This is a genomic window from Sphingomonas sp. GlSt437 (genome assembly GCF_048015635.2).
Classification (GTDB): domain Bacteria; phylum Pseudomonadota; class Alphaproteobacteria; order Sphingomonadales; family Sphingomonadaceae; genus Sphingomonas.
On the sequence record NZ_JBPGYA010000001.1, the window covers coordinates 1,295,349 to 1,319,957 of the forward strand.

Sequence of the window (24,609 nt, forward strand, 5' to 3'; positions counted from 1 at the left end):
GCCGGCAGCCGCGCGCCGACCTTTCAGTCGTCGGACAGGCCCGCCTGGAACTGGCCGAGATTCTCGTCGACGGGGATGCCGCCGGCACCGAGGGTTTCGACGCTCGCCGCGCCGAGATCGATGATGTCGTCTTCGCGTTCCATGATGCACTCCACTGACAAGCTGCGGGAAGTCGCAGCCTCGGGAGTGTAGGAAGTGCTGGGCTCTATCCGAACTTTATACGGATTCTATATCGATATTGTTTGGTCGAGGGCGAGGACGATTGCCGCGCGTCGCTACGGTCGTTTGCCCATGAAGCGCTTGAAGCGGTCCCGGCCTTCAGCGGCCAGGATAGCCTCTTCCGCATTCGCGCATTCGTCGCCGCGAACCGAGCCACTCTGGCACCCCGCCACGATCTGCCGCGCTTCGTCGAGGTTGGCCGCGAAATACTGCGTGCCGCGCGGTGCCGCCGGTGGTGACGCTATCACGGAAGCTGCATTACCGGCGATTGCCATGCCCGATGGCATGATGAGCGGGCGAAGGACAAAACCGCCTGCAAACCCGATGATAAGTGCGAATATGGCGAGAATGAGCGTCTTGCTCTGCATCATCACCAATCACCTCCGTTGAAATCGATCTTCAATCGACCCGGTACACGGCGCGGACTATGTCGGCGGCGGCACGCCGCCGGCGGCGATGATAGTATAAGCTGAGCCGACGAAGCATGTCGCGCTCCCCGCTGCCGGCGGCGGATGCGATCGCCGCCAGTTCTTCTTCTGCCGTGTCGAGCACATGGGGTTCGACGGTACGGGCGGCATGCAGTCGTGCGTTCAACTGATCGACGGCACGGACATGCTCGCCATTGGCCGACTGCCGCGCGATCGCGAGAAAAATCTGATCTGCGCGATCGGCGATCGGGCGATCCTCCGCGTCGGTCGCTAGCATCGCAATCGCGGCCGGGCGTGGCCAAGCGCGGATAGCCAGCCCGAGCAGTTCGGCGGACCAGTCGTAAAGATCCTTCAGCGCCGGTTCGTCGAGTGCGGGGATGTGGAAGCCGCCGCTGGTGCGCGTCTCGACCAGCCCTTCGCCGGTCAGCAGATGGAGCGCGTCGCGGACCGGCGTCACGCTCGACGACAGCGGCGCCGCGAGCACCGCCGGGTCGAGCCGGTCGCCCGGCCGGAATTCGCGACCCATGATGCGGCGTTTCAGTGCCTCATGGACCCGCTCGGCGGTCGGACCCGAGTTCATGGCGCAGTTCGCCGGTCCTCGGCATAGGCGTCAACCAGTGCCTGCTGGTCGGGCCGCAGCGCGTCGATCGCACCGAGCGGCTCGCCGGCATGACCGCCCAGCAGAACGGACGGGCACTGGCCTTCATAATTGCCGAGATTGGGCCGGTGCTGGCGATAGCCCACCAGCGCCGCCAATTCAGGCGGGAAGGCCTTGGCGACCTCCGGCGGATAGGCGAGCCATTGGTTCTCATAGGGCTTGAGCCAGCCGAGCGAGTAGCCGACCACGAGGCCGCGCCGTACCGCGCCGGTGACGTTGGCGCCCGCGCCGTGCAGGGTCGAGCCGAGCAGGACAAGCGCCGCGCCAGGCGCCATCTCGGCCGCGAACGACGCCGCTTCGGGTTCGGCTTCGAGCGCCTGTGCGCCATGACTGCGTGCCCATACGAGCGTCGCGCCATTGTCCGCGGTGAAGTCGGTCAGCGGCCACATCACGTTGACCAGATATTCCACCTCGCCGACCGGCCCGCGCCACATGTCCTGGTCCCGGTGGGGAAGCTGGGCCGGGGCGCCGGGATGCACGGCAATCGCCTGGGTCGTATTGAGCTGGATGCGGTCGCACCAGGGCGACAGCACCGTCTCGGCTATACCGAGCACCAAGCGGTGCTGGACCAACGCCGCCGCGTGGGGCGAGCGAACCAGAAGCCGGCCGAACCGCTTGGTCGTGGCGCCATAGAATCCGCCCTGGCCGAACGGCGTGCGGGCGAAATCGCCGGCAAGGTCGTTGTCGAGCGCGCCGATCGTCGCCGGCGGCAGCGCGCCGGGAATGATGCAATAGCCTTGGACCATGAGGTCGGCGGTGTGCCGCGCGATCTCGCCGGAAAGGTCGAGGGTGTCGAACATCTCTTGCCTCCCCGCGTTAGGCCGCGACGCGTCGGTCGACGCGCAGCGCGGCCGCCGTGGCGCGTCCGGTCTCGATCAGGCTCGACGTTTCAGGCGTGATCTCGATGCGGAGCGCGGCCAGCATCGTGCCGTCGATGACCCGCGGCAGCCCGAGTGGCATACAGCGCCAACCAAAGGCGAGGATCTGCTGGAACCAGCCCATCTCCGCGATCGCGCTATAGGCGGTGATGCCGGCTGCCAGCGCATGGTCGACCAGCGCGGTCACCAGCGTATCGCGCACCTGGCGGCGCTCGCGGGCGCTCAGCCGGCGATCGAGGCAGAAACGCGTGATCTCGAACGTGCCGGCATCGCGGGGCGGAGCATCGTCGCACAGGTCGGCATAGAAGCTGTCGAGGATGTGGGGCCGCGTCGTCGGGAGCAGGCGCGCCGATCCGAGATGCGTGCCGTCCGGCTCAGCGAGGATCAGATAAGTGGCGTGAACATCGTCGAACTGGTCGACCTCATAGCGGCCGTCGAGGACGGGGACATCCCATTTGAGGAGGTCGACGAAGACGGATTTGCGTGCAGCGAACATCGAACGCAGCGCGGCGTCCGAGGCCGGCTGCGCGGCGGATTGTACGATATGCAACATGGGTCTGACTCCTTGACCGTGATCGGCCAAGGGTCGCCCCGCTGCGGGTCACGCCGCTATTCCGGAAAAGGGTAATATCGGCGGCGAAAGATATCGGAGAAGGTCAGCGTTCCGTCGAAGAGCGTCAGGATCACCAGATATGTTCGCTTGTTCACGCCGTAGCGCTCGCAGGCCTGCTTGATATGACGGGCGATCGTCTCCTCGCCGACGCCCAGGATGTGGCTGATTTCCCAGTCGCTCTTGCCGCGCGCGACCCAGAGCACGCAATCGCGCTGGCGGTCGGTGAGCACCGGGCGTGGCGGCATCTGCAAGCCGCCGCGCATCGCCCAGAGCCGTCGCGCGCCCTCGAACGCGAACATCCCCGCGAGTTGCGCCAGCGGCAGCATCTCGTGCCGCATCGGCCGACCCGCCTCGTTCGCGAACGAACAGGAGCCGCGCGCCTCGCCCGGTACATGCGCCGGCACGGTGAAGCCATCGCCAATACCTTGGTCGCGACCCAGCGCCAGCACGCGGTGGTCGTCGCGGGTCATCGGAATCATCTCGGACATCCGCGACCAGGGAAAACCGACGCTGGTGACATGGCTCGCCCGGTGGACGGGATCGGAGACGCCAAGCGAATTGCCGTCATAATAATCGGCCCAGCGCGTCGGATAATTATGGAGGCGGATAGCATTGCCGCTCGCCGCGACGATGTCGACGTGATGCGTCAGCGCGAAATACTGGAAGCCGAGCTGTTTCGTCACCGCCGTCATCGCGGCGGCGAGATCGTCCGCGTTTGCCACGGCCTCGACGACGTGCATGAACTGCGTCGCCATCCTGTGCATGCCCATAGGCCAGCGACGCAAGCCCGGGCGGTGCCTCAAGCCACCGTAGTCCCTGGGTCGCCCTTTCCCGGTCCCTTGGGCCGCGCGGCGGTTTCTCAAGCCGTCACCCGGCGAGTCTCGTAATGAAATTGACATATCATGGTGAGTTGCAACGTAAAACCCGCTTGTCGGTGGATGGCGGCAGCAGCGCGCCAAGCCGCTCCATGGTTTCTGTCCGGAAGAATGAGCACGCGGCGGCGGGCCGGAGCCGGAACCGCGCGTGACGCGGGAGGGATCCCACGGTTCGGGGTCCGATTGGCGTGACCCGGCGCCCTATGGTGCCTTGCGCGGCATCGATCGCGCGGGGCTGATGTGGGAATGGCTGCGCCGCGATCCCGGCTACGTCGGCTGGTACACGCGCGCCAGCTTCGCGACGCGCGGGACCGGCGACGCCATGCCCTGGGGGCTGCACTTTCGCGGAACATCCCGACCTCCCGGCCCCGGAGGCGCGGCTCATTTGGCATGCCGATCTCGACCCTGGGACGCTCAGCGTTGCTGCCCAGCCCGCAGATCCATCCGATCGCGATAGCTTCCGCATCGACCAGCTTGCGCCTTGGCTCGCGATCGCGGTCGATCCGGAGGGGCGCGAGCATGCGGTCCTGTCGGACGGATTCCACCATATCCGGCTCGACATCGAAGAGGGCCGGCTGGAGGGACAGGAGGCAGTTCTGCTCCATTATCGCCTGCGCGGGCTTGCCTCGGCGGAGACGCGGCTGCTGCCGCTGCGCCGCCTTCTCGACCTGTGCCGTCATCGCCGGTTTGCACGCTCGCTGTTTCCCCGCGATGCCCGGATCGACCGCGGGATCGATATGCTGCGCGTCCATGATGCAATCGGCCAAGGCGCGAGCCAGCGCGAGATCGGTGCTGCCCTGTTCGGCGACGACCGAGCGGTACGCGACTGGAATGACGTCTCGGATTCGCTGCGCTCGCGGGTCCGGCGGCTGGTGTACGAGGCCGGGGCGATGGCGCGCGGCGGGTACCGGCAGTTGATGCGGCGCAAGCCCTGACGATCCGACTTACCTTCAATGATCCACCATGGTGAATTCTGCGCGGGTAGCCTTTCAGGCTCTAACGGCGAGTGAGTGTCCAAAGGGACAACGTGCCCTTTTGGCCCTTCCACTCCTGACCGACCCTGATGAATCCCGATCTAAAGAGGTTGCTCTTCATTGTATCGCTGTCCGTCGTGGCGAAGGTAGGTTCGCGGATCTCCTTCGCGATCAGCTCGACCAGCCGGCCAGACAGCTGCTTGCCGCGCATATCTTTGGCGACCACGACATAGCCCAGCTCGGGTGCGGCCTCGTAGCCGGTGATAGCAACGCCTGCATCGTCGAACTTGTTCAGCCGATACCCTGGATCGGGGCTCTTCAGCGAGGCCACACCGACAATGCGATCCGTCGCTTGTTCGCGAAGCAATGCGAGCATCCGCGCGTTCTTCAGCCGCCCGGCGAGCTGCCCTACATCACCCTCGACGGCGCCTCCATCGACCACGAGTTGCGCGACCGAGAGGCGATCCTCCGGACTGAGATCGTCGAAGATGCCGACCCACGGATACGCGTCAACTTCAGCCATGCGTCCTGCTCAATGAAGTCGTGGCTTGCCCTGATATATTCATGAGACATCTCATTTGGACGGCGGTTCGTAGTAGATGGCGTCAAGCATGGCGACGCGGGATTCCCACAGCTCCATGTCCTGCCCTGACGGGCGCGGCGTGTTGTACCAGGGAGCCTGTTGGATCGGCTCAATCACGCGCGCCCAATAATTCTCAAGCGAGAGCGTGGTCGGCGCAAACGAGAGCGCCGTGGCGAGACCCGTCTTGTTACCGCCGTTCACACAGACGAAGAAGTCGGGACGTTTCATGGCTAGGAGCCGGGTCGCCGGTGCAAGGCGTGCTGTTCGTGAGGATCCCGAAAACGCAGCGGTGAAAGCTCCGGCATAGTCGTCAAACTGGGCTTCGGTTATGTCGCCGCGCTTCGGTATCGAGTCCAGAGCCTCCGCCAGTGCGGGGTCTTGCAATCCAATCAGCTCAGCGAAAGTACCAGCCCCACCCATGGATCCGAACCAGCCCCAGTCGAGGCCCTCGAGTCGCGTAGCATCCGCTTCGACATCGCCGAGGACGCCTGCGATGCCCTTCCACTCAGCGGCGGACAGATCACCAAGGGATGGGGCCTTCGAGAACATCTGTTGGATCGCACGCAGTAACTTCATCCGCTTTTTGAAGTCGTGATGGAGATCCGCCCGAGCGTCTTTGACGAAGTCCTTCCAAGACATGACCGCGAGTGGCGCATTGACGCGCGCCCAGTCTTTGGCCTCGTCCGGTAGAACGGGATTTTTTGGCCTCGGCGCGCTGTCGGCAGCCTTGGATTGACGGCGATAGCTCTCGGCCAGCGGCTTAGTGATCGGAAGATGCAGGGGCTTGTAGCGCTCCAACTGGTCCCGGATTTGATCGAAGAAGGAGTCATCGGCGGCGCCCTTGACGTGAACACTCGCCTCCAGGTTCGAACCGAGCCCGCCCTTGGTAAAGTTGGCGCTGCCGACGATCGCCTCGGCCTTGGCACCGGATTGGAAATAGAAGATCTTGGGGTGGAAACAGCCCGGCCGGTTCTTCGCGACGAAGGCGTTTGGAACGCCAACGAGTCGGTCGATGAGATCCGGATCCGTCGCGGAGAAATCCACGCCGAGAAGGATGGATTCAAATTTCGACTTGTTGGCGAGAAGTGTCTCGGCGACCGAGGTGATCCCGCCCCAGGCCACCGCTATCGAAATGCGATCGTGCTTCTCGATGAGAGCCGACAGGCGTCGCGCGATCGATTTTGCCTCAAGCAACGATATTTTCATACTCTGCCCTGGTTTCCATTCTGTTGTTTATTGGCCGAGCTTAACTGGCCCCCCAAAGGCGGCATAGGAATTCCGGTTGATTGGATCATACCTAATCTCGGACGTGTCACCATTTTAGATGTGATGTTTGCTTTCAGGCCAACAATCTGAAGGTTGAACGGCCAATATTCGGCGCGTTCCTGCCGGAACCGTTGTCCGGTGAAAGATTGGTTTCAGGATAACAATGGTGTGCCGGAAGGTCCACGATCGGGTGGAGAGCAGGCGCCTCGCGCCGATGAAGCGGCGCGACCGCGCTCTACGGCTCGAAGCCAGGCTTCTCGCCCCCGAGCCCCGCTGTCGGGTCTCGGCCTGGCGGTAACGATCGGCTGGCGCGGGTCAGCGTCCGCTGACCCAGATAGAGCGGGGCTGAGGACGCACACTGCCGGACTGCTGCGCAGCCGGACAGGGTGCGGCGCCCGATGGCGGCCCCGCAGGCACTCCGGCCTCTCGGTCGGGCGGTGCGCCCGATTTCGCGAGGCCGGCGACAATTGCCGCCATGGCCTCGCGAAGCCCGACCCTGCACCGCTGATCCGCCCGCGCCGGCCGGGGAGCCATCCCTTTGCTGGCGGCGGCTTCGCCGCCGGGAAGCGCTGCGGTCGCCGCTCACGCGGCGGCGCTGTCGGTGGCCTCTCCCGGTGGCGCGGGAGTGGGCGGCGCTCCCTGCTAGGCCCGCTCGCGTCCCCGGCAAGCCGGGCTGTGCCCGGCTCCTTCACTGCGTTGCGGCCCGCTGGGTGCCGGCGCCGCTCAAGCGGTCCTCTCCGGTTCGCATCCTGCCGCCCACCCCCGCTTCCGGGGAGGCCATGGTGGTTTTGGGGCGGTGCAGGAGGTGAACGATGCGTGTCTCCCCGACCGCTCCCGCGCGCGGCAAGCGTGGCAAGCACAAGGCCGCCAGTGCCGCGACCAAGCCCGTGGCCGCTGCCCGGACCAGCCGCGAACCGAGCCGCACCAACCTTTATGACGAGGTGACGGCGCGGATCATCGCAGAACTGGAGGCGGGGCGCGTGCCGTGGGTGCAGCCTTGGGGGCGCCCCGGCGGAACCGCTCCCGGACTGCCGCGCAACGCGCTGACCGCGCGGCATTACTCCGGCGTCAATGTGCTGATCCTGTGGGGCGCGGTGATCGAGCATGGCTTTCCCTCGCAGGGCTGGCTGACCTTCCGCCAAGCGCTGGAAGCGGGCGGCGCGGTCAGGAAGGGCGAACGCGGCACCACCGTCGTCTATGCCGACCGCTTCACCCCCGAGGCCGAAAAGGCGCGCGCCGTCGAAACCGGCGGCGATGCCAAGACCATTCCCTTCCTGAAACGCTTTACCGTGTTCAACGTCGCGCAGTGCGAGGGATTGCGCCCCGGCCTTGCGCCCGATCCCGCCCCCTTGCCCGAACGCCAGATCGTGCCGATCGCCGAGGAAGTGATCGCAGCGAGCGGCATCGAGTTCCGCGTCGGCGGCAACCGCGCCTTCTATGTGCCCGCGCAGGATTATGTGCAGGTGCCGCCGCAACCGGCCTTCTTCGAGCAGATCAACTATTACCGGACGTGCCTGCATGAAGTAGGTAACATCGCAAGTGTCCTTGTCGCGGGCGGCGCGGGCGAGGGTGCTGTAGAACGATACCTCCGCCATCTTCACTGCGGCGAGCAAAGCCCAGGCGGGGGTCGACTGGATGCACGCACAGCAGCCGGCGCTGCAACTCAGCGCTGCGGCGTAATTGGGATTGCGGCGGGTGCGTCCGGCATCCGCCGTAGGCTGCCGGCGAGCCGGTCCTCGGCCGTCCTCGCGCGATGAAGCAGCGTCAGGTTCTCGCTCGCCAAAAGACGCTTCTCTTCCGCATGACGGCGCGCGGCTGCCCTCAGGTCCGCCAGATCGGATTCAAGCTCGGCGATGCGCGCTGCCAGATCGGTCGCCGGTGTTGGGCCACCCGCCGCCGCCTCGATCTCGTCGAGGATGTCGCGATGGGTCGTGTAGAGCGGATTGCGGCTACGCCCAGCCTCGCGCGCGACCGAAGCCGGGCTGATCCGCACGACGCGCCCAGCATGATCGGCATGCCGCCCTTCGCCGCGCACAAGTCTGGCGAGTGCAGCCCGGTAGCTCCTTGCGACCGCGTCAGATCGGCGCAACGCATCAGTTCCCCTCATATTGCCCTCCGATCTTTGCCAGCACGCCGTCGCACTGTTCGATCGCCTCGGTCAGCACCGCCGCTGTCATCGCTCCGGCTCGGGGAAGCAGGGCAGCATTGCGCGCACGCCGATCTCGCCAGTAGCCGGCATGCTGCTCCTCAACGACCATATTCGCGCACGACAGGCACACCGCTGGCGCCCTCCCGGCTTCGCTCGGCCCGGCCTCACCGCCGCAGCGCGCCGTTTCCTGCTGGAACACGCACCAGCCATAATCGCAGGCATGCACCCGGAGATCGGTCTCCGCGAGGATAAATGCGATATAGTCGCGCCGGACCTGCTCACCGGCACGGCCGCGGAACCGGACATTGCCGGCAACGATACGCTCCCCCATCCGGCCACCAAGGCGCTTGCTGGTCAGCATTTGATCGAGCGCTGCGGCGGTTTCGGCGCGGCTCTCATGGTCGATAAGGCCGTGCAGATCGAAGTCGTTCCCCACATAGCTTCGGGCCGTCATCGCGACCGACGCATGCTTGAAGTGCTCGGCCAGCCCGAGAAGCTGTGATCGATCCCGCCGTGCCACGAACCGAGCGAAGGTCTTGCGGAACTGGTGCGTGCTGAACGACCAAGGCTTTCCTTCATGTTCGGGCACGCCGACGTGCCGCGCGAAGTCGTTGATCCGCCAACCGATGTGCATGTGGGTCACCGGCACGATCTCGCCATATTGCGTGTTCTTGACCAGGAAGATTTCATCGCGTCCCGACGCGGCACGCAGCGGGGCGCTCAGCTGTTCGAGCAGATCGACGGCCCGCACCACCGGCGCGGGGGCAACCCAGCGTTCCTCCCGCCCCTCGGGATGGTCTACCGTCTTGAACAACCGCGCCACCACATAGGCCTGATCCACGCCGGTCTCGCCGATCGGGCGGTATTCGATCGCCCCGACCTTCATCGACAGGATCTCGCTCACCCGCATCCCGACGAAGCCCGCGATGACGATGTAGCAGGCTTCGACGAGGTGGCATGCGGCGTGACGGACGGCGTAAGCGCCATCCAACTTGTCCCCCAGCGGTCCCGTCAGATGCGCTTGCCGCAGCGCCCTGCGCACATAGTAGGAGGCTTGGCGGGAGATGCCGGTAGCGAGGCCGATGGCCCTGGCTCGTAAGCGGATCGTTTCAGCCTCGATGATCGTCTCGCCATGCTCCTCCACCCAGCGCAACGCTTCGCCAAGGATCGCGACGGCGACCTCATCCGGGATGAACGGGATTGTCCCTTTGGTCGCGCGCGTGACGCCCGCCGCCTCGAAGGTCGTGTCCAACGGCAGCGGATCGACGCGCGGAGCATCGCTCAGCTTGGTTCTTTGCCGATAGAGATCCTTTATGGCGAGCAGGTAGTTGCTCACCGTGCTTGGGCTGACCCGCGCCTTTCCATTGCGGGCGGGACGACCGCGCAACCAAACGCACAGGCGATCGACAGCGCTCGGGTCGATGTCGGAGAAGCGGCGCAGCCCCTCGATCGCCATCCACCCGATCAGCGTGCGCAGAATCAGGCCTTTCATATGAAGCGACGCGAGCGATGATCGCTTTCGTCCCGCTGGCGGATCGACGCGCATCGACCAGAGGAAGTGCTTCGCGGCATGGATCAGGGCCGCGCGCTCCCCGATGCCGATCCTCGCATCCTTTGGCATCGCAACGACCCAGCGCAGCCGGTTCTGATCGGCGCGGCGACCCGACGTCCTGATGTCGAGGCGCCATTCGTCGTCGCCGAATCGGCTCCAGGGCGAGACGGCCATATCTTCCCAGGCCGGCGCCCCCGCCCTCGTTTGTGGCCGCACGCTCATTCGATCGGCGGCAGCACGGGCAGCGCACGGTCGACCGCTGCATCATGCAGCGTGTCCGGGAAGCGCGGCAGAATATCGCGTTCGAGGATCTCCAGTTTGGGGGCATAGAGCAGCCGCCAACGACCCGGCACCATCCCGTTTCGCGCGTCGATCAGCGCCGATCGCGTCGCGTTAAGCCGAACCAGCATCTCCACATCGAGCGGGATGACCGCGTTCTGGCAGGTGAAGCACCCCAGCCAGGCCGTGCAGAGTTGGCCCGCACGCTGGCCTTCCGCCGCCCCACCCATCGGATCGGCGCAGATGAAGCCCGAGGCCGACGCACGGCGAACGTCGACGTCAGGCTGTTCGGGTATTTCCGCATCCGGCTCCCCCCGCACGATCTCGACGAACCGGGCCTGCAAGGCGCCAACGGCGATGGCTTGGGCTTGTCGGACGAGCGGCCGATCCACATAACGCTGCGTGGTGTCCGGCGTCGCATGGTTCGCCAGCGCCTGGGTTTTCAGGATATCATGGCCCAGCCTCTCATGCGCCAGCGTCAGCCCAGATGCCCGAAGCGCGGCGATGCTCAGTTGCAAGGGCCTGCCCAGATCGTCTCGCAGATCGTGACGCTTCACGAAGCGCCGGACATGCGCCGATACCAGATAGTTCGGTATCACGCCGACGATCCGCGAGCTGTTCATATTGTCGATCAGGAACAGGCGGTCCCGGTCCTCGGGCCGCGCATGCGGGATGAGCGCAGCCGTCATTGCCAGCACTTGCTCGATCAACGTCGGGACCGAGAAGCTCTTATCCTTGAGGAAGCTGCGCCGTTGTTCGCGGCTCGAGCGCCCTTTGCTCCAGGTGACGAGCACGCGGCCGTCAAGCAGGAGGTGCTCGCTCATGCAGTCGCGACGAAGCAAGCGCAGCGCTTCGGCATTGGCGTAGGTCTGCGCGCCGATCGCGATCATGTAGGGCACGATCGTTTCCGGCATCATGTAGAGATGAGCCGCCACCTTCAGATTGGCGCCATGGCGCAGCATCGCGAAGTGAAGGCGCCACAGTTTCGCTCCCGGCTTCGACATCACCCGCGTCGGTGGCACGATCCCGCCGAACCGATCGCAGATTATCGCAAGCAGAACCCCGATATCGTCCAGATCAAGCCGCGCCAGATCGTCCTCAGCCGCGATCGCGGCACGGTCGAGGCGCGCAAGCGCCGCGCACCCAGCCTGGAACACCGCCCAGCTGGCAGTGATATCGGCGCGGGCTGCGGCTAGCACGCGCTCCATCTCGTTTCGGCTCAGCACCGCTCGAGGCGGTGTCTCGGCATTCTTGCGTGGGAAGGCGTTGAACGGGATATCAAGGTCGGAGTGGGTCAGCTCGGGCCGGTTTCGCTGCAACCATGCGATCAACTGCTTGATGCACGACCATGCCCCATGTCTCGTCGCCTTCACCCAGGGTTTGGTATCGAGCGATGCGATGAACGCGCGCAGCACCGCTGTATCGACGTCACGCATCGACGTGATTGCATCATCATGTTCCTTGATGAACGAGAACCACAGGGGAAGCCGACGATAGGTGCTGATGCGAGTTGACGCTGCTTTGTCGCCAAGATGATGTCGGAACGCCAGCGCCAGCTCGGCCGCCATCGGCACTTTTCCGAACATTGTAAAATCGAACGAACGCTTGAGCGTGCCGTCTGCTTGTACGAAGTTGACGACGAGCGTACCGGGCTCGCTGATCAGCGGGATCGGCGATGGTGCGACCCGATAATTCTTCCGGCGGCGTGCCACTACAGCAGTGCCGCATAGAGATCATCGACTGAGGATTCGATGATCGAGAGGTCGGTTGCGACGACGCGGAGGTAGATCGCTGTGGTCGCAAGATCGGCGTGCCCCATCAACACCTGCAGCGCGAGCAGCGGATTGAGGTCCGGATGGGTTTGTGCCTCGCGCTGCAGGAACCTCAGCATCGCTACCGCGAACGTGTGGCGCAGCGCATGGAACGTCGCCGGTACGCCTGCGCCGTCTGCCGCCGCTTTGAACATCGCGCCAACCCGCCGGGGCGTCATCGGCTGCCCCCTTACGGTCAGGAACAGCGCGTCAGGGTCAGTGGGCCCAGCGCGAGCTTGCATTTTTCTAACCGTGACGGCGCGCTCCTCCCGCACATAAGCCCACGTCCGATCCAGAAGCGTGGGCGGCGGATAGATGACGCGGGCTTTTCCGCCCTTTGTTGCGTCGATTCGCACCGGCATCATCGGTTCGGCGCAGGCCTTCGGAAGAAGGCGGAGTTTCAACCCGGCGATCTCCATGCGCCTTATCCCGGTCGTGACCGCCCATTCGACAACGAGCCGGTCCCTGACCGGCATTTCCGCTATGATCCGCCGGATCGCCGACGGCGCCAGCGGACGCGGCAGCATCGTCACATGGCGCACGGTCAGCTCGTTGACGCGCTCGCGGCCGCCACTCGCATCGATATGAGCGAAGAAGCCTGGCGGGCGGCTTCGCGACAGTGCGACGTCGCTTGCCGTAAACGGCGTTCGATCAATCAGGCCGGTCCCGGCACACCAGTGGTAGAACCGGGCGATGGTGCGCAACCGGCCATTGATCGTACTGCGCGCCAGCGGCTTTTCGTCGTCATCAGGTGGATGCAACATATTGTCCCGGTATGCTGCGATCTCACCAGAGCCGACACTGTCCCAGCGCCAGTCATTCGCCTCAATCGTCTGCCACCAGTCATAGAGCGCTTCGCCGTAGGTGCGCCAGGTCTCGGGGCTGCGCGTCCGCCCACGCACCAGCGCGACATGCATCAGCCAGGCACAGGCCGGCTCGATCAGTCGCATTTTCGCGTCGAGCAGCATCGGCACGCCCAGAACCGATGAGCCATCGGGCCTGAACGTTTCTGCCGAGAACAACAACTCCGCCATACCTCTCCTCGATCGCTGCCGAATGGGGTGGGCCCTCGGGCCCACCCCATTCGGCGAAGAAGGAGAGTGGGGCCTGTGCAGGGTGTCCTTCTGGATAGCCCTGAAAGGACAGAAAGGACATCCTGTGGGCAGGACCTAACACGAACTTTGTCACGGCAGTGGCCACAAGTCGCGGCTGAACCGGAACCTCGTCAACAGCTTCGGATCGAAGGATTATGCCCGCGAGGAATTGATTGCCGAAATGGGTTCGGCCTTTCTCTGCGCGGCCCTCGGCATCGTTCCGACCGTCCGCCATGCCGATTACCTTGGCAGTTGGCTCGACGTGCTGCGCGAGGATAACCGCGCGATCTTCCGCGCCGCCAGCGCCGCCAGCAAGGCCGCCGACTGGCTGCTGGCGCGGCACGCCGCCGCCCGAGCCGAGGCTGCCCAAGCCGACATTGGCGAACGGAGGGCGGCATGATCTTGTTGACCCCCGAGCTTCACGCCGCGTTGCGCGTGAATGCCGACCGCTCCGCCGAGAGCGATCATGATCCCGTGCCCGTCGTCAAATTCTTCAACCCGCTGGGCGCGGCGACATGGCTTGCGACCGAGCTTTACGGCGATGGCGATACGCTGTTCGGGCTGGCCGACCTCGGTTTCGGCTGTCCCGAACTCGGCTGTTTCAGCCTGTCCGAACTGGCGAGCCTCCACCTGCCGTTCGGCCTCGGCATCGAGCGCGATATCGGCTTTTCGACGACCGCCAGCCTGTCGGTCTGGGCTGACACCGCGCGCCGTGCCGGTTCGATCCAGCAGGCCCAATCGATTATCTGGCGCATCGAGTCCGCGCCGGTCCCCGAGCTTCCGACCGATCCCGAAGGCGGGAAAGGCGGATGACGCGCGGCGCGTAACGCCGCATATCGTAAGCCGGTCCGCCCACCCGGAAAGATCGACGGACCGGCACTCACAAGGAGTGCTGACCATGAAACTCGATTTTATCCCGCTCGACAAGCTGGTCGTGAGCAAGGCCAACATGCGCTACGGCAGGAAAGCCCCGGACGTGTCCGACATCCTGCCGACCGTGCGCAGCCGTGGCGTCATCCAGCCGGTCATCGTCCGCCCCAATTGCGCGCCCGATGGCTTCGAGATCGTTGCCGGAAGCCGCCGCTTCCATGCCGCCAAGATCGTCGCCGAGGAACGGCGCGCGGCGGGCGATACGACACCGGAGCCGATGCCCTGTGCGATCCTAGACGATGGCGACGACGCCGCCGCCATCGAAGCGTCGATGATCGAGAACATGGCACGGCTTGACCCCGACGAGGTGACGCAGTGGGAGAATTTCACCCGCCTTGTCCGCGAGGGCCGCAAGGTGGAGGACATCGCCACGACCTTCGGATTGCCCGACCTCACCGTCAAACGGGTGCTGGCGCTCGGCAATCTGCTCCCGGCCATCCGCGACCTCTACCGCAAGGAACGGATCGACGCGACGACCGTGCGGCATCTGACGATGGCGTCCAAGAGCCAGCAAAAGGCATGGCTGGCGCTGGCCGACGACGAGAATGCCTATCTGCCGACCGGCCACCAGTTGAAATCATGGCTGTTCGGCGGGCAGTCGATCCCGGTGAAACATGCGCTGTTCGACGTGGAGGCGAGCGGCCTTGCGACCATCGCCGACCTGTTCGGCGAGGACCGCTATATCGCCGATGCCGATGCCTTCTGGACCGCGCAGAATGCCGAAATCGAGGCGCGCCGCGCCGCCTATGTCGAACAGGGCTGGGCCGACGCGATCATCGTGCCGCCGTCCGATCATTTCTCGACATGGGAATATGAGAAGGCCGGCAAGCGCAAGGGCGGGCGCGTCTATATCGACGTGCGCGCGACCGGCGAGGTGATCGTTCACGAAGGCTATGTGTCGGGCAAGGAAGCCCGCCGGATCGCCAAGGCCGAGGGATCGGAAAACGGGACCGGCCAGAAAGCGGCGCGGCCCGAGGTGACATCGACCATGCAGACCTATGTCGACCTGCATCGCCATGCCGCCGTCCGCGCCGCGCTGACCGGTCATCCGGCCATCGCGCTGCGCTTGATGGTGGCCCATGCCATCGGCGGCTCGCACCTCTGGACCGTCAAGGCCGAGCCGCAATCGACGCGCAACGAGGACGTCCGCGATAGCCTCGACAACAGCAAGGCCGAGGCCGATTTCGACGAGCGCCGCCGCGCGGTGCTGGCAGTTCTCGGCTTCTCCGCCGAGGAACCGACCGTGACCGGGGGCAATGGCGACGACTATGGCGTCGTCGGCATCTTCCAGCGGCTGCTCGACCTTCCCGACACGGTCGTCATGGAGGTGATCGCCATCGTCATGGGCGAAACGCTGGCGTCGGGCAGCGCCGCCGTCGAGGCGGTGGGTATGGAGATCGGCGTCGATATGGCCCGCTGCTGGCAGGCCGACGACGCCTTTTTCGAGCTGATCCGCGACCGGGAGGTGCTGACCCGGATCGTCGCCGAGGTGGCGGGCGAAACCGTCGCCAGCGCCAATGCGGGGGAGAAGACCAAGACCCTGAAACGCATCGTCCGCGATCATCTCGACGGGACCAACGGACGCGAGCGGCGCGAGAATTGGGTGCCGCGCTGGATGGCGTTCCCGCCCGCCGCCTACACCGCGCGCGGCGGCGTCGGCACTGTTGCCGCCCATGCCAAGGCGCAGGCGGCGCGGGAGATCGAGCGGCGGGTTCCGGGCGACGACGAACCGGACCCCAGTGCGCCGAGCGCGGTAATGGCCCTTCCGGACCCCGACGAGGAGGGCGGGGCCGACCGTCTCGCCGCCTGACCTTGGAGGGGCGGCGTCAGCCGCCCCTCTCATCTTCAAACCCTCGAAATCCGGCCGCGCGCCGCCGCCGTCCCGGCGGCGGCGCGCGGTTTATTGGTGGTTGCCCGCTCCCTGGCTGATCGGTGCAGGGCATCAGGTGGTGCGCGGTCCCAGCAGGATGATGCCAGCGCCGATCAGGCAGACCGCCGCGCCTGTCACGTCCCAGCGGTCCGGTCGCACGCCTTCGATCGCCCAAAGCCAGACGAGCGACGCGCAGATATAGACGCCGCCATAGGCCGCATAGGTGCGTCCAGCAGCCGCGCTGTCGACGAGCGTCAGCAACCATGCGAACAGTGCGAGCGACACCATCCCCGGCAGCAGCCACCAGGACGATTTGCCGAGGTGCAGCCAAGCCCAAAAGGCGAAGCAGCCTGCGATTTCGGCGAGCGCGGCACCGACATAGGCGAGAATCGTCGCCATTATGCGGCCATCTCGCAACAGCCGGTATCCTTCGGCTCGCGTGACGAAAGATCGTCGAGGATCACACAGTCCGGACCCGGGCCGCCCACACACTCGGCGTCGCACTGCGCCACGAAGCCCGCAATACTCTTCTCCAGCGCCCGAAATTCGCGCAGCTTCGCACGCACATCCAGCAGGCGCGCGTGTGCCAGCTCGCGCGCCTCGAGGCAGGAGCGTGACCGGTCCGCGACCAGCGTGACGAGCGCCCGAACCTGGTCGATCGAGAAGCCGAAATCGCGGCAGCGCCGAATGAAGGTCAGCCGCCGGACATCGGCATCGGCGTAGCGCCGCTGGTTGCCTTCCTGCCGGTCGGGCCGTGGGAGCAGGCCGATCTGCTCGTAATAGCGGATAGTGGGCGCATTGGTGCGGGTGCGTTCGGCAAGTTCGCCGATCTTGTATCCGGGCATGAAGGGCCTCGTGAAAATGGGGCTTGAACCTCAAGTAGCTTCAACTCCTACAATGATCGCCGCCCGCCGCAACCATGATTGGACGGGTGGAGGAGACCAATATTGACCGAACAATGGGAAACCGCGCCGATCGCCTGCACGCTCGATGCTGGCAATCTAAACGAACGTCTCGAATGGATCGCCGATCTCAATGCCCGCGCGCTTCGCAGGTCGCGGCGCGACGACCTTCGCCTTGCGCTGGATTACGAACCTGGCGCCATTGAAGAGGTGCGCCGAATGGTGGCGGGCGAGCAGGACTGCTGTGCCTTTCTTGCCTTCGACATCGCCGCACTGGACGACGTGGTCCGCCTGACGATCGTTGCGCCGGAGGCAGCGCGCGACGCGGCCGAAGCATTGTTCGAGCCGTTCGCGTCGAAGAGCGGAGCCATGGCCAGAGAATGCGGGTGCGTTGGAGCGTGCGGCGTATGACCGGGGGCCGCCTCTCCGAGACCAAGGCCGCCGGCGCGGTTGCGGTCACCGTGTCCACCGCCGCGCTTGCCTGTGGAATATGCTGCGTCCTGCCGTTCGCGCTGCCAGCGGCGATGCTCGGCGTGGTCGGCGGTGCGCTCGCCTGGTTCTCCGGGGCCTATCGCTGGATGACACCGATCGCGGTGCTCGCAGTCGCCGTGGGCTGGTTCTGGATCGGTTATCAGAGCCGTTCGAGCAACCGGCGTCCCGCCCGCCTAACGCTTATCGTTATGGGATTTGCCACCACGATGATGGCGCTGGCGCTGTTCTGGCCGCGAATCGAACCGATCGCGCCCGGGGTGCTGCGCCGCTAGACCGGCCGCTCCTTCGTGCCGCACCATCCATGCGGCACCATCGCGGCGCCTGGCCCGGGGCTATGTCGATGCGGTCGTGCTATGCGCCTGGCAAGATCCGGATCAGTGCGGTGGCGCGTCCGCGCTGTCCTTGTTGCCTCCCTTACGCAGGGTGTACCGGCTGCATGGTTCGTCATCGATTCTGCCGCGTCTCCAGCCCGTTTCCGGCTCCTCGGGCGCATGACCTGGGACGGTCGCAGTCCCGCGAAACCATCGCCGCACGGCTTATTTCCCCGCCCGCCAAGGCGGGCTCCTCGCGGTCGCTTCGCTTCAAATAAGCCTCCGGCTCCGGTCCTCCGCTGCCGCTTCGGCCTGCCGGTTCGCGGGCCTGCCTTGACCGTCCCTCCGGTCCGCCCATCGCCCGGAAACGGTTCGGGGCGACTTTTCAGGAGACGAACAATGCCAGCCATCGGTTATGTCACCCGCGACGGACAAGGCTTCAAGGGCCAGCTCAAGACGCTTTCGATCCGCACCGACATCGAGATCATTCCCAACACCCGCAAGTCCGGCGACACCCACCCCGACTATCGCGTGTCGGCGGCGGGCGTCGAGGTCGGGGCCGGATGGGTCCGGCGCGGCGAAATGAGCGGCAAGGACTATGTGTCGCTATCACTCGCCGCGCCCGAATTCGGCCCGCGCCGGCTCTACGCTAATCTCGGCCGCGCCGCCGGGCAGGATGATGACGACGCCTTCGCGATCATCTGGAGTCCGGCCGACTGAACCCATCGGCTCCCGCGCCCTCGCCGGGCGTGGGAGCCACCTTGGCTGAACCCGAAGGGGGGGTCGGAATCGCGTATAGCCGTTTCCGACCCTGCCCGATCCGCTTTGCAACCTGCACCTCGATCGCCGCGAGGTGCGGCGTGAGGCCGCGCCCGGAACGAGCGAGGTCTAAAATGGCAACAGACGACGATGACGAGAATGCGCGCGCAGCGCGTGCGCTGAAGGGATCCCCCTTCCTCAGTCCCGAGCAGGCGGCGCATTATTTGGGGGTCTCGACCCGCACGCTTCAGGAGCATCGGTCTGGCGGAACCGGACCGCGCTTCCGCCGGCATTGCCGCCATATCCGCTACCATATCGACGATCTCGATGCCTGGTCGCTGGGGGAGGCCGACAATGGCTGATCTGCATCGAGATGTCTGCGCAAAGCGACGCATTCCCGCCGCGCCCAGCGTCGCGCTGGCCGCGCTCGGCTGCGCCGTTGCGGCCACCATCGCCTTACCGCCTCGGCCTTTGCTGGTCTGGAACGCCAGCGCCAGCGCACCCATCGGCCTCTATGGTATCACCGCGCCGGACGGCATCAGGAAGGGCGACATGGTGATTGCGCCGCTTGCCGAACCGTATCGCTCGCTCGCTGCCACCCGTCATTATCTTCCGGCCAACGTGCCGTTGGTCAAACGCGTCGCTGCAATGCCGGGCGATCGCGTTTGCGCACGGGGAAACCTCATTTTCGTCAATGGCCGGTCGGTGGCCGCGCGTCTCAGATTCGATGCCCACAATCGTGCAATGCCGTGGTGGCATGGGTGCCTGCGACTCGGCGCGACCCAGCTCCTGCTGCTCATGACTGACAGCCCCGCGTCGTTCGACGGTCGCTATTTCGGGGTGAGCGACCGCCGTCACCTGATCGGCCGTGCGCATGTGCTATGGACATGGTGATCACGTCGCTCATGGCGGCGGCGCTTGCCTCAGCGGTTCCGACCGCACGCGATCCGGTCGCGCGCTGGCGGCCCTACACCGACGAAGCAGCGACGCGCTGCGGGGTGCCGGTCGCCTGGATCGAGCGCGTCATTCGTGCCGAAAGCGGCGGGCTGACGACACTCGGCGGTCGCCCGATCACCAGCCGCGCTGGCGCGATGGGGCTGATGCAATTGATGCCCGCCACCTGGACGGCAATGCGCCAGCGTCTCGCGCTCGGCTTCGACCCCCATGATCCGCGCGACAATATCGTTGCCGGCAGCTGCTATCTGCGGTCGATGTACGATCGGTTTGGTTATCCCGGACTGTTTGCGGCCTATAATGCGGGGCCGGGGCGCTACGCCGATCACCTGGCCTCGGGACGCCCGCTTCCCGAGGAAACGCGTGCCTATCTGGCAACCCTGGTCGGCAGCGGAACGGGTTCAACCGCGATAAGCACACCGGCATCCGTATCGATTTTTTTCTTACTGGGGGTGCGGCGACAGGCGACAACGCCATCGTCAACCGCGCCGACGAGCAGCATTTTCGTGACGTTGGGCAGCGAGATGAGCCCGCGATAGATCTTCCGTCGCGATTGTGGAGAGGGTGGGCTCGTCTCGGCAAGGCCCAGCATGACGGCCGCCGGAACGGCTATCAAGGCCGGCGGCACCTCCAATTTTGCTGCGATATGGAGCGCGCTTCGCGCGCGCTTTTGTTCGTAGCTGCGCAACAAAATCGGTTCCTCCGCCGCCGCTGACGCGGCGCTTCCGGCTGCGCCTCCAGCGGCCCTGACAGCCGCTCCGCCGACCGTCGTCGAGGTGTCGTCCTCGAATGGTCGAGGAGAAGAAGGAGCAGGTTATGAGCATGATGCAGAGCGTTGGCGTGGCATCGGCCAGGGTCACAGACCGCGTGATGGCGGCGCTGATTTCGGGTCTCGAAATCGAGTTCGGCCGCGGTGTCGGAGAGGCATTGGCACATCGGTTTCTCGAAGCGGAGGACGTGGATTTCAACTGGGATGCACGGCTCGAGGAGCGGTGGATCGGCGCATATGAGAGCCTGGACGATGAGGATTTCGAGCTGGATCGGGTCGCTATCCTGGGGCGGCTGGATGGCGAATGGTTCGTCGCGGTGATGATCGTCGATGGCGATGGCAACGCTCACGGGATGATGGGCAGGCGCACATTCGGGCGCGAACGGACGGCACGCGAGGCGTTCGCGCGAGGATGATCATCGCACATATCGAGGAGCGGCGCTCATGTAAGGGCGTCGCTCTTCTTTTTGCCTCGGCTCGCTTGGGGTTCGGACTGGAAGAAGCTGGGATTGGCGGGTTTCGGGGCAATTCGGCGTAAGGCAAGATGAAGCAATGGTGCCGGTCTGCGACCGGACGCCATAAGCTATTGTCTGCACATCGTTTTTCTAGAGGCAGTTGGCACCAAGCGGCGGATTGTGGTGCCATCGCATGCCCAACACCGCAGAAATCCTCGTCAAATTTGGCACCGGTTTTCAGCCGTGCGGCGCGGAGTCATGATCGGCATTTACTTCCGCATTTCCGGTGTCCGGCATGTTCAGCGACGACGATTTCGAACCCCGCATAGGGCGCATGCGCGCCAAGGGCAGCAAGCAGGGGCGCAAGTTCCTGTCCAAGGTTCTCGCGGTCGCCAATCTCGCTCGCGGCGGCAGTGCGGCGCCGGGCCGGCGCAGTCGCTTCGATGGCAGCCGGATCGGGCGCGGCTCGGGGGTTGGGCGCGTGCTCGGCAGCCGCGATCGCTATGCTGCGTTCCGGGCGCGCCGCGTCATCATCAAATCGCGGATCGTGAAACTCGCTGGCAAGGGCTTCGCAGCGGCACGCGCCCATATGCGCTATATCGAACGCGACGGCACGACCCGCGACGGCGGGCGCGGCCAGCTCTACGGCGCCGATGCCGACAAGGTCGATGGCAAGGCCTGGCTCGACCAGGCGCAGGGTGACCGTCATCAGTTCCGGTTCATCGTCTCGCCGGAGGACGGCGCCGAGTATGACGATCTGAAAGACCTGACCCGGCGGCTGATGGCGCGCATGGAAGAGGATCTCGGCACGAAACTCGATTGGGTGGCGGTCGATCACTTCAACACTGGCCACCCCCACACCCACATCATCCTGCGCGGCAAGGATGATCGCGGCAAGGACCTGATCATCGCCCGCGAATATATCACCCAGGGCATGCGTGAACGCGCCGCCGAGCTGGTCGATCTCGATCTCGGTCCGCGCACGACCGACGCGATCAAGGACAAGCTGCGCGGCGAGGTCGATCAGGAACGCCTGACCAGCATCGACCGCACCTTGCTGCGCGACGCCGATGCCGGCCGGCTCGTCAGCTCGGGTGCAAGCGATGCCTTCGACCAGACCATGCGGATGGGTCGGCTGCGCAAGCTCGAACGCCTCGGTCTCGCCACGCAGATGGGCACTTCGACCTGGCGGCTTGCTCCCGATCTCACCGACACACTGAGGCGCATGGGCGAACGTGGCGATATCATCCGCACGATGCAGCGCGCTTTCACCGCGCGTGGGGCAACGCCGGCGCTTGCTGATCAGGCGATCTACGACCCCGCCGCGGCGAATGTCCGGCCGCTGGTTGGTCGCGTGATCGAACGCGGTCTGTCCGACGAGCTGAACGATCGCCACTATCTGCTGGTCGAGGCGACCGATGGCCGGATGCATTATGTCGAGATCGGCAAAGGCGAGAATGTCGAGCCGCAAGGGAGCGGTGCGATCGTGCGGATCGAGCCGGTTTCGGTCGGTGTCCGGGAGGCCGACCGAACCGTCGCGACCGTCGCTGCCGCCAATGGCGGGCGCTACGATGTCGATGCGCATCTTCGTCATGACCCGTCCGCGACCGAAGCGTTCGCCGAAACCCATGTCCGACGGCTCGAGGCGATGCGGCGACTGACCGGCGGCGTCACGCGCGAGGCCGACGGGACATGGATCGTTGCGGCCGATCATCTCGATCGTGCCGCTGCTTATGAAGCGGCACGATCGAAAGAGCGGCCGGTAGCGGTCGAAACGCTTTCTCCGCAGCCGCTGGAAAAGCTGATCGGCGCCGAGGCTGCTACCTGGCTCGACCGTGAGCTGGTCGCCGCCGATCCGGCGCCGCTGCGCGATGCGGGGTTCGGGCATGATGCCCGCAATGCTCAGGTGCAGCGGCGGCAATGGCTGATCGCGCAGGGGTTTGCCGAAGAAATAGACGGGCGTGTCGCCTACCGCGCTGGCATGATCGCGGCGCTGCAGCGCCGCGAGTTGCTCCGTGTTGGTGCGCAGCTATCGCGCGAAATTGGGATACCGTTCGTCGAGAGCGAGACCGACGCGCGCGTGAGCGGCGTCTATCGCCGACCGGTCGACACAATGAGCGGGCGGTTCGCGCTGGTCGAGAAGTCTCGCGAGTTCACGCTCGTACCGTGGCGGCCGGTGCTCGACCGCCATGTCGGCAAGAGTGTGTCCGGTATCATGCGCGGCGACGGGATCAGCTGGAGCTTCGGGCGTGGGCGGAGCGGGCCGAGCATTTCATGAGGTCGGTGGATCAGCGTTCCGTCAGCCGCTGGCAGGACGATCCGACGAACGCCCAGATCGCCTCAACGACTTCGGCCAACGATACGCCTTCGAGTTCGATCGACGCGGCGTAGGCGCGCCATTGGCGCTGCTTAGTCTCGTCATCGACCAGCTCGCGCGACAAGCCGGGCGGCCGCGAGCGGGGGATATCGGTCCGGCGCCGTTCGAACGTCGCCTGGATCGCTGCATCCAGGTCGTCGTCGGTGATCGGCATGACCTGCGGCAGCGCCCAAAGATCATAATAGTCCTTCATCCGGCCATTGCCGATGCCGAGCGCGACCATCGCCTGAAACTTCTCGGCGATGACGGTGACCGGCGGATAGGAACGAATCCGTGGCACCTCCATGTCGAGAAGGGTCGGATAGTCCAGTTCGTCGGGCGGCGCGGGCAGCGCGTCGCCAAAGCCGATGTCGATCACCATCGGTATCCGGGTCCGTTCCAGATAGGCCGGCACGCGCAGGCGGATGCCGCCATATTCCATGTCGTCACGGATGGTCGTGGCGGTCATGTTGTCGATGTCAAACCGCAGACCATCATCGCTCGCGATTGCCATGATCTCGGCGAACGTCGCCCGGATTGTCGCTTCACTGGCATCGCCATGGCCGAGGAAATCCGCGTCGCGGGTTTCGCGATTGTCCCCGGCCAGCCAGATCATGACCAGCATGCCGCCCTTCAGCACGAAGCGATCGCGGTGCTCGGAGACCGACAGCCGATAGAGCAGGCGTTCCAATGCGTAGCGCACAAGCACGACGTCGAAGACACGGCCATCGCGCCGAGCAAGGTTGAGCAGTCGATCCTTGACCGACGCCGCCCGGTTGACCGACTCCCTAGCCATTGAACGTGAGCGCCTCGAGATAAGGCCGCATGATGCGCCAGGCGCCGCCGGCCTTTGCTGCTTCGGCGATCGCCCCCGGTGTGGCCTTGCGTTGTTCAAGTGCGGCGCGCAGCCCTTCCATCGCTACCGAGCGATCGACCAGCTTGGAATTACGGAACAGGTCGGCGAGCGTCTTTGGGACCGAGTAGATCGGAACGCTGATGCCCGAGATCATGTGATGCTCGATTCCCTCCTGCAGATATTTTTCACTGAAGCGGACAATCCGGGTCGGCGGATAGGAAGGGACAGGTGACCAGTCGCCCGGCCCGATCGCGACCCAGACCTTGCGCGGCATCTGATCGGTGAGCCCGTGGAAGGCCAGCGCCGAGATCATTGCGATCACGCCCTTGGGGATCCGTTTCGCGGTTTCGGCGAGCGCGTGGGCGACGTCGATCGGCGCTTCGGGTCGCTGGTAGAGTCCACGGCCGATACGTTCGATCTCGCCATCCTTTACAGCGCGCGCGATCGTCGCGGCGGCGATTCCTTCGTTGCGGAGTTCCTGCGCGCGCGCGACGGGGTGTTGGACGAGCAGGTTGCGCAGGCGGTCGCGCTGGGTTGCTGGCGCCGAGGCCATGTGACAAATCCTCAGATAGAATC

General features: G+C 65.4%; 29 protein-coding genes and 1 pseudogene. 14 read left to right on the top strand and 16 right to left on the bottom strand.

Annotation, left to right across the window (positions count from 1 at the left end; translation table 11 throughout):
* Positions 1–23: 23 nt before the first annotated feature.
* The 6 genes from ACLB0R_RS06315 to ACLB0R_RS06340 form a co-directional block, all read right to left on the bottom strand.
* Complete coding sequence (locus tag ACLB0R_RS06315; RefSeq protein WP_168556591.1) at positions 24–143, bottom strand: benenodin family lasso peptide; 120 nt, start codon at positions 141–143, stop codon at positions 24–26.
* A 132-nt stretch (positions 144–275) separates the two neighbouring features.
* Complete coding sequence (locus ACLB0R_RS06320; protein ID WP_346769089.1) at positions 276–587, bottom strand: hypothetical protein; 312 nt, start codon at positions 585–587, stop codon at positions 276–278.
* 31 nt (positions 588–618) lie between these two features.
* Entirely contained in the window at positions 619–1,227 is a 609-nt protein-coding gene (locus tag ACLB0R_RS06325) for a GntR family transcriptional regulator (RefSeq protein WP_240885785.1), read from the bottom strand.
* Positions 1,224–2,105 carry a phytanoyl-CoA dioxygenase family protein gene (locus ACLB0R_RS06330; protein ID WP_416642468.1) on the bottom strand — a complete coding sequence of 294 codons (882 nt, stop codon included), beginning with the start codon at positions 2,103–2,105 and terminating at the stop codon, positions 1,224–1,226. Before ACLB0R_RS06330 ends, ACLB0R_RS06325 begins: the two co-directional genes overlap by 4 nt.
* 16 nt (positions 2,106–2,121) lie before the next feature.
* Positions 2,122–2,736, bottom strand: coding sequence for an acyl-homoserine-lactone synthase (locus ACLB0R_RS06335; protein ID WP_416642469.1), 615 nt, complete (start codon positions 2,734–2,736; stop codon positions 2,122–2,124).
* Between the two features lie 56 nt (positions 2,737–2,792).
* Entirely contained in the window at positions 2,793–3,551 is a 759-nt protein-coding gene (locus tag ACLB0R_RS06340) for a LuxR family transcriptional regulator (protein ID WP_416642470.1), read from the bottom strand.
* Between the two features lie 268 nt (positions 3,552–3,819).
* On the opposite strand from ACLB0R_RS06340, the gene ACLB0R_RS06345 reads away from it, so the two are divergent.
* Both ACLB0R_RS06345 and ACLB0R_RS06350 read left to right on the top strand, forming a co-directional pair.
* On the top strand, positions 3,820–4,128 hold the full coding sequence (locus ACLB0R_RS06345; RefSeq protein WP_434953783.1) for a transcriptional regulator domain-containing protein: 309 nt from the start codon (positions 3,820–3,822) through the stop codon (positions 4,126–4,128).
* Between the two features lie 184 nt (positions 4,129–4,312).
* Positions 4,313–4,606 (top strand): DNA -binding domain-containing protein, encoded by a 294-nt coding sequence (locus tag ACLB0R_RS06350; protein WP_276616582.1) that lies wholly within the window; start codon positions 4,313–4,315, stop codon positions 4,604–4,606.
* Positions 4,607–4,667: 61 nt separating this feature from the next.
* Here ACLB0R_RS06350 and ACLB0R_RS06355 read toward each other — a convergent pair whose 3' ends face one another.
* Both ACLB0R_RS06355 and ACLB0R_RS06360 read right to left on the bottom strand, forming a co-directional pair.
* On the bottom strand, positions 4,668–5,168 hold the full coding sequence (locus tag ACLB0R_RS06355; RefSeq protein WP_240885789.1) for a hypothetical protein: 501 nt from the start codon (positions 5,166–5,168) through the stop codon (positions 4,668–4,670).
* Positions 5,169–5,219: 51 nt separating this feature from the next.
* Positions 5,220–6,434 (bottom strand): hypothetical protein, encoded by a 1,215-nt coding sequence (locus tag ACLB0R_RS06360; RefSeq protein ID WP_416642471.1) that lies wholly within the window; start codon positions 6,432–6,434, stop codon positions 5,220–5,222.
* Between the two features lie 872 nt (positions 6,435–7,306).
* Here ACLB0R_RS06360 and ACLB0R_RS06365 point away from each other — a divergent pair.
* The gene (locus ACLB0R_RS06365) at positions 7,307–8,251 is read left to right on the top strand and encodes an ArdC family protein (protein ID WP_416642472.1); all 945 of its coding nucleotides are present in this window, start codon (positions 7,307–7,309) and stop codon (positions 8,249–8,251) included.
* Here ACLB0R_RS06365 and ACLB0R_RS06370 read toward each other — a convergent pair.
* The 4 genes from ACLB0R_RS06370 to ACLB0R_RS06385 are packed head-to-tail and all read right to left on the bottom strand — an operon-like array spanning position 8,158 to position 13,319.
* A complete protein-coding gene (locus ACLB0R_RS06370) occupies positions 8,158–8,529 on the bottom strand; it encodes a hypothetical protein (RefSeq protein ID WP_298674892.1) in 372 nt (123 codons plus the stop codon). The genes ACLB0R_RS06365 and ACLB0R_RS06370 overlap by 94 nt on opposite strands.
* 58 nt (positions 8,530–8,587) lie before the next feature.
* On the bottom strand, positions 8,588–10,369 hold the full coding sequence (locus ACLB0R_RS06375; protein WP_240456262.1) for a hypothetical protein: 1,782 nt from the start codon (positions 10,367–10,369) through the stop codon (positions 8,588–8,590).
* Between the two features lie 44 nt (positions 10,370–10,413).
* Positions 10,414–12,186 carry a site-specific integrase gene (locus ACLB0R_RS06380; RefSeq protein ID WP_184107145.1) on the bottom strand — a complete coding sequence of 591 codons (1,773 nt, stop codon included), beginning with the start codon at positions 12,184–12,186 and terminating at the stop codon, positions 10,414–10,416.
* On the bottom strand, positions 12,186–13,319 hold the full coding sequence (locus ACLB0R_RS06385; protein WP_184107147.1) for a tyrosine-type recombinase/integrase: 1,134 nt from the start codon (positions 13,317–13,319) through the stop codon (positions 12,186–12,188). Before ACLB0R_RS06385 ends, ACLB0R_RS06380 begins: the two co-directional genes overlap by 1 nt.
* Before the next feature lie 139 nt (positions 13,320–13,458).
* Here ACLB0R_RS06385 and ACLB0R_RS06390 point away from each other — a divergent pair.
* The 3 genes and pseudogenes from ACLB0R_RS06390 to ACLB0R_RS06400 all read left to right on the top strand — a co-directional run.
* Positions 13,459–13,779 (top strand): annotated as a pseudogene (locus tag ACLB0R_RS06390) (zincin-like metallopeptidase domain-containing protein); the annotation flags it as partial.
* Complete coding sequence (locus ACLB0R_RS06395; protein ID WP_240885792.1) at positions 13,776–14,192, top strand: DUF2958 domain-containing protein; 417 nt, start codon at positions 13,776–13,778, stop codon at positions 14,190–14,192. The pseudogene ACLB0R_RS06390 and the gene ACLB0R_RS06395, both read left to right, overlap by 4 nt.
* An 85-nt stretch (positions 14,193–14,277) precedes the next feature.
* Positions 14,278–16,119, top strand: coding sequence for a ParB/RepB/Spo0J family partition protein (locus ACLB0R_RS06400; RefSeq protein ID WP_416642473.1), 1,842 nt, complete (start codon positions 14,278–14,280; stop codon positions 16,117–16,119).
* Between the two features lie 132 nt (positions 16,120–16,251).
* Here ACLB0R_RS06400 and ACLB0R_RS06405 read toward each other — a convergent pair whose 3' ends face one another.
* The gene (locus ACLB0R_RS06405; RefSeq protein ID WP_416642474.1) at positions 16,252–16,578 is read right to left on the bottom strand and encodes a YnfA family protein; all 327 of its coding nucleotides are present in this window, start codon (positions 16,576–16,578) and stop codon (positions 16,252–16,254) included.
* Complete coding sequence (locus ACLB0R_RS06410) at positions 16,578–17,024, bottom strand: MerR family transcriptional regulator (protein WP_240885795.1); 447 nt, start codon at positions 17,022–17,024, stop codon at positions 16,578–16,580. Before ACLB0R_RS06410 ends, ACLB0R_RS06405 begins: the two co-directional genes overlap by 1 nt.
* A 102-nt stretch (positions 17,025–17,126) precedes the next feature.
* On the opposite strand from ACLB0R_RS06410, the gene ACLB0R_RS06415 reads away from it, so the two are divergent.
* The 8 genes from ACLB0R_RS06415 (at position 17,127) to rlxS (ending at position 23,099) form a co-directional block, all read left to right on the top strand.
* The gene (locus ACLB0R_RS06415) at positions 17,127–17,492 is read left to right on the top strand and encodes a hypothetical protein (protein ID WP_240885796.1); all 366 of its coding nucleotides are present in this window, start codon (positions 17,127–17,129) and stop codon (positions 17,490–17,492) included.
* A complete protein-coding gene (locus tag ACLB0R_RS06420) occupies positions 17,489–17,845 on the top strand; it encodes a hypothetical protein (protein ID WP_240885797.1) in 357 nt (118 codons plus the stop codon). The genes ACLB0R_RS06415 and ACLB0R_RS06420 overlap by 4 nt, the downstream gene beginning before the upstream one ends.
* A 438-nt stretch (positions 17,846–18,283) precedes the next feature.
* Positions 18,284–18,604: a DUF736 domain-containing protein gene (locus tag ACLB0R_RS06425; RefSeq protein ID WP_240885798.1), complete on the top strand. Its 321-nt coding sequence runs from the start codon at positions 18,284–18,286 to the stop codon at positions 18,602–18,604.
* Positions 18,605–18,777: 173 nt separating this feature from the next.
* Positions 18,778–19,005: a helix-turn-helix domain-containing protein gene (locus ACLB0R_RS06430; protein WP_240885799.1), complete on the top strand. Its 228-nt coding sequence runs from the start codon at positions 18,778–18,780 to the stop codon at positions 19,003–19,005.
* Positions 18,998–19,537: a S26 family signal peptidase gene (locus tag ACLB0R_RS06435; RefSeq protein WP_240885800.1), complete on the top strand. Its 540-nt coding sequence runs from the start codon at positions 18,998–19,000 to the stop codon at positions 19,535–19,537. The genes ACLB0R_RS06430 and ACLB0R_RS06435 overlap by 8 nt, the downstream gene beginning before the upstream one ends.
* On the top strand, positions 19,531–20,136 hold the full coding sequence (locus tag ACLB0R_RS06440; protein WP_416643030.1) for a lytic transglycosylase domain-containing protein: 606 nt from the start codon (positions 19,531–19,533) through the stop codon (positions 20,134–20,136). The genes ACLB0R_RS06435 and ACLB0R_RS06440 overlap by 7 nt, the downstream gene beginning before the upstream one ends.
* Before the next feature lie 250 nt (positions 20,137–20,386).
* On the top strand, positions 20,387–20,782 hold the full coding sequence (locus ACLB0R_RS06445) for a hypothetical protein (protein WP_240885802.1): 396 nt from the start codon (positions 20,387–20,389) through the stop codon (positions 20,780–20,782).
* A 334-nt stretch (positions 20,783–21,116) separates the two neighbouring features.
* On the top strand, positions 21,117–23,099 hold the full coding sequence (rlxS, locus tag ACLB0R_RS06450) for a relaxase/mobilization nuclease RlxS (RefSeq protein ID WP_240883434.1): 1,983 nt from the start codon (positions 21,117–21,119) through the stop codon (positions 23,097–23,099).
* A 10-nt stretch (positions 23,100–23,109) separates the two neighbouring features.
* Here the strand turns inward: rlxS and ACLB0R_RS06455 are convergent, their stop codons facing one another.
* Both ACLB0R_RS06455 and ACLB0R_RS06460 read right to left on the bottom strand, forming a co-directional pair.
* Positions 23,110–23,973, bottom strand: a complete 864-nt coding sequence (locus ACLB0R_RS06455; protein ID WP_240883435.1) for a nucleotidyl transferase AbiEii/AbiGii toxin family protein — start codon at positions 23,971–23,973, stop codon at positions 23,110–23,112.
* Positions 23,966–24,586, bottom strand: coding sequence for a type IV toxin-antitoxin system AbiEi family antitoxin domain-containing protein (locus tag ACLB0R_RS06460; RefSeq protein WP_240883436.1), 621 nt, complete (start codon positions 24,584–24,586; stop codon positions 23,966–23,968). Before ACLB0R_RS06460 ends, ACLB0R_RS06455 begins: the two co-directional genes overlap by 8 nt.
* Positions 24,587–24,609 lie beyond the last annotated feature (23 nt).

Excerpts from the sequence above, each read along its gene's own strand:
- ACLB0R_RS06315 (WP_168556591.1), bottom strand. The coding sequence starts at position 143 with ATGGAACGCGAAGACGACATCATCGATCTCGGCGCGGCGAGCGTCGAA.
- ACLB0R_RS06320 (WP_346769089.1), bottom strand. The coding sequence starts at position 587 with ATGCAGAGCAAGACGCTCATTCTCGCCATATTCGCACTTATCATCGGG.
- ACLB0R_RS06325 (WP_240885785.1), bottom strand. The coding sequence starts at position 1,227 with ATGAACTCGGGTCCGACCGCCGAGCGGGTCCATGAGGCACTGAAACGC.
- ACLB0R_RS06330 (WP_416642468.1), bottom strand. The coding sequence starts at position 2,105 with ATGTTCGACACCCTCGACCTTTCCGGCGAGATCGCGCGGCACACCGCC.
- ACLB0R_RS06335 (WP_416642469.1), bottom strand. The coding sequence starts at position 2,736 with ATGTTGCATATCGTACAATCCGCCGCGCAGCCGGCCTCGGACGCCGCG.
- ACLB0R_RS06340 (WP_416642470.1), bottom strand. The coding sequence starts at position 3,551 with ATGGCGACGCAGTTCATGCACGTCGTCGAGGCCGTGGCAAACGCGGAC.
- ACLB0R_RS06355 (WP_240885789.1), bottom strand. The coding sequence starts at position 5,168 with ATGGCTGAAGTTGACGCGTATCCGTGGGTCGGCATCTTCGACGATCTC.
- ACLB0R_RS06360 (WP_416642471.1), bottom strand. The coding sequence starts at position 6,434 with ATGAAAATATCGTTGCTTGAGGCAAAATCGATCGCGCGACGCCTGTCG.
- ACLB0R_RS06365 (WP_416642472.1), top strand. The coding sequence starts at position 7,307 with ATGCGTGTCTCCCCGACCGCTCCCGCGCGCGGCAAGCGTGGCAAGCAC.
- ACLB0R_RS06375 (WP_240456262.1), bottom strand. The coding sequence starts at position 10,369 with ATGGCCGTCTCGCCCTGGAGCCGATTCGGCGACGACGAATGGCGCCTC.
- ACLB0R_RS06385 (WP_184107147.1), bottom strand. The coding sequence starts at position 13,319 with ATGGCGGAGTTGTTGTTCTCGGCAGAAACGTTCAGGCCCGATGGCTCA.
- ACLB0R_RS06395 (WP_240885792.1), top strand. The coding sequence starts at position 13,776 with ATGATCTTGTTGACCCCCGAGCTTCACGCCGCGTTGCGCGTGAATGCC.
- ACLB0R_RS06400 (WP_416642473.1), top strand. The coding sequence starts at position 14,278 with ATGAAACTCGATTTTATCCCGCTCGACAAGCTGGTCGTGAGCAAGGCC.
- ACLB0R_RS06405 (WP_416642474.1), bottom strand. The coding sequence starts at position 16,578 with ATGGCGACGATTCTCGCCTATGTCGGTGCCGCGCTCGCCGAAATCGCA.
- ACLB0R_RS06410 (WP_240885795.1), bottom strand. The coding sequence starts at position 17,024 with ATGCCCGGATACAAGATCGGCGAACTTGCCGAACGCACCCGCACCAAT.
- ACLB0R_RS06420 (WP_240885797.1), top strand. The coding sequence starts at position 17,489 with ATGACCGGGGGCCGCCTCTCCGAGACCAAGGCCGCCGGCGCGGTTGCG.
- ACLB0R_RS06425 (WP_240885798.1), top strand. The coding sequence starts at position 18,284 with ATGCCAGCCATCGGTTATGTCACCCGCGACGGACAAGGCTTCAAGGGC.
- ACLB0R_RS06430 (WP_240885799.1), top strand. The coding sequence starts at position 18,778 with ATGGCAACAGACGACGATGACGAGAATGCGCGCGCAGCGCGTGCGCTG.
- ACLB0R_RS06435 (WP_240885800.1), top strand. The coding sequence starts at position 18,998 with ATGGCTGATCTGCATCGAGATGTCTGCGCAAAGCGACGCATTCCCGCC.
- ACLB0R_RS06440 (WP_416643030.1), top strand. The coding sequence starts at position 19,531 with ATGGTGATCACGTCGCTCATGGCGGCGGCGCTTGCCTCAGCGGTTCCG.
- ACLB0R_RS06445 (WP_240885802.1), top strand. The coding sequence starts at position 20,387 with ATGGTCGAGGAGAAGAAGGAGCAGGTTATGAGCATGATGCAGAGCGTT.
- rlxS (WP_240883434.1), top strand. The coding sequence starts at position 21,117 with ATGTTCAGCGACGACGATTTCGAACCCCGCATAGGGCGCATGCGCGCC.
- ACLB0R_RS06455 (WP_240883435.1), bottom strand. The coding sequence starts at position 23,973 with ATGGCTAGGGAGTCGGTCAACCGGGCGGCGTCGGTCAAGGATCGACTG.
- ACLB0R_RS06460 (WP_240883436.1), bottom strand. The coding sequence starts at position 24,586 with ATGGCCTCGGCGCCAGCAACCCAGCGCGACCGCCTGCGCAACCTGCTC.